Source organism: Pseudomonas sp. P5_A2_2 (assembly GCF_054177685.1).
Window position 1 is genome coordinate 1 of sequence record NZ_JBGCUL010001253.1, and the last position, 1146, is coordinate 1146.

General features: G+C 52.4%; 2 protein-coding genes. One reads left to right on the forward strand and one right to left on the reverse strand.

Features of this window, described 5'->3' with window-relative positions:
• Positions 1 to 56: 56 nt before the first annotated feature.
• Positions 57 to 218: a DUF2986 domain-containing protein gene (locus ACXRVY_RS30570; protein ID WP_223463361.1), complete on the reverse strand. Its 162-nt coding sequence runs from the start codon at positions 216 to 218 to the stop codon at positions 57 to 59.
• A 270-nt stretch (positions 219 to 488) separates the two neighbouring features.
• Between ACXRVY_RS30570 and ACXRVY_RS30575 the strand changes: the two genes are divergently transcribed.
• Positions 489 to 1146: redoxin domain-containing protein (locus ACXRVY_RS30575; RefSeq protein ID WP_458239149.1), on the forward strand; the 658-nt coding region annotated here is incomplete at its 3' end.

Here is a 1146-nt window from a genome sequence, read left to right on the forward strand (position 1 = left end):
GTACGGGACTCACTCAAACGCCATGCCGCCCTTCTTGTGGCGAACGACAATATGGATCAGCTCTCAGCGCAAATGCTGGAGTCCTGACTGGATTCAGCAGCCAGTTTCAACCGGTCCGCTTTACTGATGTATTTTGACTTGTTTTTCGGTGCCAATTTGGCACTGGCCTTTTTAGCGTTAGCCTTTAACAACTGGTTTATTTTTTTACGACGATTCATATTTTCCTACTCCTTTTGCAAGTGTTTGAATGATATCAGCTTAAAGAGCCTGGCCAGTTCCCTGTTCAGGTCCAGGCTGTGGGAAAACGCATGCACGGTTTTAAAGTCTGCGTTGCTACATGAAATCTGCCAGCGTTTGGTCAGGCAGCCGAGCAATCACGATCTGCGTTCTGGGCAGCTTCAACAAGACTGAACTAGTTTTACCTTCACGCTTGGAGTGCCTGGCGTTTTTCCTGATAGCGATCCACTGCCTACCTGCAAGGAGTTGTGATGCGCGCCACAGCCTTTTCAATCGGTGGACCTGCCCCTTGGTTCCATTGCCGCACTCAACAAAGAGAGCGCTTTTGTTTCGACACTATCGCCGGTCGGTATGTCGTGCTTTGTTTTTTTGGTTCCGCGGCTGATCCCGCATCAATTAAAGTTCTGGAAGGTGCTCGGGCCCATCGCCAACGGTTCAATGACGATCACGTCTGCTTCTTCGGTGTTTCCGTAGATCCCGAGGACGAAAAGCTCAAGCGGGTAGAAAGTGCGATACCTGGCATGCGCTTCATCTGGGACTTCGATCGGTCAGTCAGTCAGCTCTACGGTACATTGCAGCCAGACGGCAGCCTCAGGCAAATGACCTATGTGCTCGATCCTGCGCTGCGTGTCCTGGCCATCGTCCCGATAGAGGCACCGGTCGATAACCATATACCCTCGTTAATGCGCTTTCTGGATAGATTACCCGCACTGGCTGCGCCACATGCCGCCACTCCTCACGCCCCCGTCCTGGTGATTCCCCGTATATTCGAGCCCAGGCTGTGTAAAGCACTCATCCGTTATTACGACGAACGTGGCGGAGAGGAATCCGGATTCATGACGGAGCGGTCGGGTAAAACCGTCCACGTCACCGACCATGGCCACAAGCAACGTCGTGACTGCGTTATTG